At 36.7% G+C, this 5,397-nt stretch carries 2 protein-coding genes; one reads left to right on the forward strand and one right to left on the reverse strand.

All coding sequences use genetic code 11. The features are described from left to right. Positions 1-563: 563 nt before the first annotated feature. A complete protein-coding gene (locus tag MUW73_RS01485) occupies positions 564-2,636 on the reverse strand; it encodes a hypothetical protein (protein WP_243018676.1) in 2,073 nt (690 codons plus the stop codon). Positions 2,637-3,288: 652 nt separating this feature from the next. Here MUW73_RS01485 and MUW73_RS01490 point away from each other — a divergent pair. After that, on the forward strand, positions 3,289-5,286 hold the full coding sequence (locus MUW73_RS01490; RefSeq protein WP_243018677.1) for an inositol phosphate phosphatase SopB: 1,998 nt from the start codon (positions 3,289-3,291) through the stop codon (positions 5,284-5,286). Positions 5,287-5,397: the final 111 nt, after the last annotated feature.

Raw genomic sequence — 5,397 nt, forward strand, 5'->3', positions numbered from 1 at the left:
TTTTTCTTGATAAAAAAGTAAGCAAAAAATCAAGCCCTCTGCAAAAAACTGCTGAAAGCTCGGCTTACAGCTGGAAAAACAGAACTCGCCCGCTGCGCGGGCTTCAAACACACTGTTTTTCTCATCAGCTGTAAGGCGCGTTTTCTACTCACAACTTTTTATAAGGGCGCATTTTTATTTAGTTTTAGCTAGCCCTTGACCATAGTGGTGAATAGATACCTTTTTTCTTGATAAAAAAGTAAGAGAAAAATTCTTACGGCTTATATGCCAATGGTGGTCATTCTTCAGCCAATGGCGTTAACTTAAGAGGTATATTTAATTGATTATTATATATAATAATATATAAAAAACGCCCCTTGTAAAATAATTGCGATCAGAAATCACTCATTACAGCTGAAATAGAAAAACAGTTGTGTTTGAAGTCCGCGCAGCGGGCAAGTTCTGTTTTTCCAGCTGTAAGAAGTGATTTCAGCAACTTTTTACCAGGGCTTGATTTTTTGCTTACTTCTTTATCAAGAAAAAAGTAATTTTAAAAATTCATTTTTTACCAGTGAGATACTGACTTAGGCCTCCCAATCAGGATCATCACTATCATCAGACTCGATTCCAGGCCTTCTATCGCTCACCGGTTGTGAAGGTTCAGGTATCATATTGCTAATAGTTTGTGATACTCCAGATAATGCTTCGCTTTTAGCGGCTAGCTTATTGTTAACCTTCTTATCAATCAGGGAATCACTAGTTTCTACTCCTTCCTCTAGTTCTTCTAGTGCTTGCCGTCTAGCCGCTAACCTTTTTTTAAAATTTTCATCCTCCACAATCGAATTTGTTTTTGGTCCTGATCCTGTTGATCCGTTTCCAGAACTTTTAGCACTAGACAAGTTGCCCGTTACAGACCGACTATTATTCCCTAGATGGATTAAAGCATCTAGATCCGCTTTTGTTGGGATCGGCGGCGGTGGTGGGGCTCCATTTGTATTGAACATCGGGAGCGGCAGTGGTGGAGGCGTTGACACCATTGTTGACAAAGATTCATTCATAGGTATTGTCTCCTTTAAGTCAGCATAAGCGTTCTTTTGGCTAATGGGATTATTATTAGCCTCAACCTTTTCAACTGTCTCCAAGATCTTATCTGCTATAGCCGGCATAAAAGATGTTGAAAATTGCGCTGTACCTCTTGTAGATGGCTCACTAGTATGCGTAACCGAATTATTGTTATTATTGGTCAAAGTAGCCCCTACACTGTTTTGAGCCTCAAGAAAATTTCTACTAGTGGGTGTAAGTGGAGGTGGTGAAACAGGTAACGAAGTCTGACCAGAGCTGGGTGCTGGATTTAGAAGAGGTGGAATAGTTTTATTTGCCCTATTAACCTGATTAGATTCGACTACTACTGGTTCATTGATTATTAGATTAGGCTCACTATTTACAACCTTTGGATCACCATTCGTTTCATCTTTAGATTCATTCACCTCTTTTGTAGACCCATCTGCTTCTTTAGAAACTGGTGGTTGCGATGGCACTATAGCAGGAGTAGGTATAGCGGTATAAGAATAAAATGGCTGATAGAACCGTTGTGTATCTTTGGTTATGGACAATTTTAAATTGTCTAATTTGATTAGACGAGAATAGCTTCCATAGTTAAGGTAGCAATAGACTGATGCATAACCTTCTAAGCGTAAACTTGTATCCTTATCTTGTGACTTTATATCTAAATCAAAGGCATCTGCTTTTAATTCATTGCCAACCAGTGAAGCAGGGCAGATTATGTATTCTTTTGTCTCTGCTACCGCTGCTTTGGCCAGCCATGTTGGGTCAGTTGCTAACATAGCTTTAACCAAATTAGCCAGGCTATTGTCGTCTTTAACTAACAAGAAACCTACCTCTTTAAGGCCTTGAAGTTTATCAAGAGATACACTGCCTGTAATCGATAGCCTACTGCTAGCCAAGGTTAGGTCACCGGTAGAAGAGGTATGAAACTTTTTATATAGATCTTTCTTAAACATCGTAGAGGATGTTATGCCATCTTCTGCAAAGATAGGTTTGTCGCCAAGAGGTGGCTTATAGCAAAATGCTACATTACTATGAAGCGTACTATGGGTGGATTGACTTAATTGGCTGGATAATAACGCAAATAAAGCAGGATCCATCTTTATCATACGGGAATCAGAAACAGTATCATAGCGCATATACAACTTACCTGACACCTCATCTTGCTCAGAAAGAGCAGTCCATCCATCTTGGGAAGGAAGCTTAACAAGCAGTCTTTCTTCAGTTTCAGGTACTACAAAAACACCACATGAAGCATCACCTAGATGTAGGTCTAGTAGTGTTGCCTGACCTGACAAAGATGTAACGCCTAATGCATCAAGTTCAGCTTTATCTAGCTTTTTAAACGCATTTGTTTCTAATGCATCACCTTTAGGTGGTAGACCCTTAGTCTCGTTAACTTTATTTTCTAGATTATTTGCTGCTGGGAAGACCGAGTGGTTTAGCTGATCTGTTGTCTCACTACTAGCACTACTACTATAGAAACTAGGACAGGCTTTTCCACTAAATAAAATATAAGTGGCTGAAAAAATAAAACTTGGACTGATAAATCCTTTACGAATTGATGTAATGTTATTCAACTTATTGGCCATAATTGTTTTTTGCTTTTTTATATGTTTTTTATTATTTTTGTAACCTCTTAAGCAAGAGTACCGCTATAGCCTATAAAAAGTAGCTAAAGAAAACTAGGCCCTAGATAAAGCAAAATGCAAACAGATAGATTGATTTTGAATACTTCAACTAAAGCGCTAAATTTTTGGCTAATCAAGGGCAATTATTCGAACCACTTGAAAAAAGCATTACGGTACCAGAGTAGCCTATACTTAACTTAAAAAGTAGTAGGTATATAATTGACTTTCTATAAAAGAAAGGCGATATATTATGTAATCGATCATCATCAATGGCTTGTTAATGGCTATACGCCAAGCAAAAATAGCGCAAATTAATAGCTTGCTAGATAAAAGCTATAAAAGAAACAAGCACTATTTATGCTATGGAAAAAGCCCAAAGTATGATCATTTTGCTAACCTTTGCTATCACGATAACATTTGCTGCTACAAGCCTACCTTCAATGGTACTAAAAAAAAATGAAAAGACAAACCAACTCTACTATTATTCATAATCATATATAAAAAATCTTACACAGTGTACTGTATAATTTGATTTAATAATTAAAAATCACTAAAATACAGGGCCTTATAATTGCATATTTTCTTATTTATTGCCATTTCTTTATTTTAAAAGATGACTTATACTAAACATACTATTGTTGTACTCTCTCTCCTATTATCTTTACAAGCAGGCAAATGCAAGCACGCTAAAGGTACTGCACTTATATCTACTTCTAAAGCATGCGCCAAGGAGACAGATAATACGATAAAAAAGAATTATTTCTCTATTGCTGAATTTGAGCCTCAACTTAATCATAGTACTGATGGTATGGATGATATGGATAATGACCCTTATAACTATAAACCTAATAATAATGCTAGTTATAACTATAGTGGTCAGTATGACAAAGAGTCTGACGACGAGTCTGGTTATGGATCTGATCAAGAGTCTAATAGTAGATCTACACAAACGATATCACCTGCACCTACTTCCAAAGGTATTGATGCAGGCTTTTCTTTTAAAAAAGAAATCGAAGCCATGCGTAACAAAGCAGATAAAAGAAGAAATATTACATGGCATCTTGCAGGGGATAAATTAGAACGCATAGTAGAAAAAAATTGTAATAGCCTATACGCCCTAGAAGATTACTTTGTTATAGCGCTCAACATATATCGTGCTGCAGAAAAAATATGCCTATTGTATGGAAAAAATATGCCAGCAATTGCAAAGGATGCCCGTAGGCTGCTTAGTTGTTATAATAAATTTGTCCCTTATCATGATTATCAAAAAAACGCAAAAGAAAAAGAAGAAAACGATTGGATAAAGGCAATAAAAAAGATAAACTTTGAGGTCGTAGCTTTCTTAAAGAAGCATGTCTTTCCAACAGTCTCTCTAGAGGCTATAAACAAAAAACTAAGATTAGCAGAAAATTATGTTGGATTAGAGGATACACACTATGATGTTACTACTACATTTCATATAAAAGACCAAACATTTGCCTTAGAGGATAAAAAAAATTTCCCACTAACAGAAAAACAGAAAGAAAAAATACGAAATAGAGCATCCGAACACTGGTTTAACCGTTTAGAGGAATTTGAAAAAATGTTATTTAATAGCTATGTAGACAAATTTTTAGATGATCAACACTATATTCCAACCCAGCTTCGAGATATTATAGGATGTAGAAATGCATATCGAAAAAATGTTTGGCGTTATGATCAAAATAATCAAAAGACTCTATTAGGCCATTATTACCACAGCGGATCATTGGCTTCGCCTAATCCACGCAAAGATGATGCATCTATAAAAGCAGACCTTGAAATTACGCAACAAAATTGGGAACAAGTCCAGCAAGTAGCCAGGGATATAGTATGGCTATCCTTAAATCGGAATATGGGGGGGCAAGATATACCACTTCTTAAGAAACTGAGTGAAAAAAAGATTGTAGAAGATACACTCCAGACAGTAGGTTATAATCAATTTATGAATTTCTCCATCAATGAAGTATCAACCACACCTATCTTTAAACACTTAGTGGATAAGCTACCCAGTCATCTACCAGCTTCTGACAAAAATCTTGATCAAAACAAAGCAGTAGAAGATCAAAAAAGGAAGAAGTATGGTACAGCGCTAACAAGGTTACAAGAAGCTGCCAAGCAATTAAACGTAACAAATTTGTGGAAACAAAACACCAACACAAGCGATAATTACTTTGCCAATCTTGCTGCAAATTATGCGCTATCTGAGATACTGTTGGGGGAACCCGTAGGCATTAGTTGTAAAAGTGGCAAAGATAGAACTGGTATGATGAGTTCTTGGATTGATTCAAAGATTATTCGCGCACACTATCCATCTTTAGACGAAAAGCGTAGTCCAGTCTATGAATCCCTGGCTTATACTGGACATTACCAACTTTTGGCTTCGATAAATGGAGGTATGCCAGGTAGGTTTGGCATGAAACCTGTCAAGAAAAATGCAGAAGCTTATTCCTTTAGTAAACCACTCTTTTGTAAACCAGCAACTTTAACAGACATCAAATTAGATACCAACCAAGAAGGTCAAGAAGAGGGTATGGAGAAGAGTGATAAAGCACTGTTTTTACCCAATCTCCATGCAGTCGAGGCTGCCTAAACTAAAATGTAGGCATTCACTACTCTTGCAGAGCTGCAAAAAATGCCCCTTCTAAAGTATCTGTTCCTGACTGTGGTTTTTCTTCGATTATATTGAGCAACTCTTTGGTTT

The organism is Candidatus Cardinium sp. cByotN1 (assembly GCF_022810525.1).
In the GTDB taxonomy this organism is placed as follows: Bacteria; Bacteroidota; Bacteroidia; order Cytophagales; family Amoebophilaceae; genus Cardinium.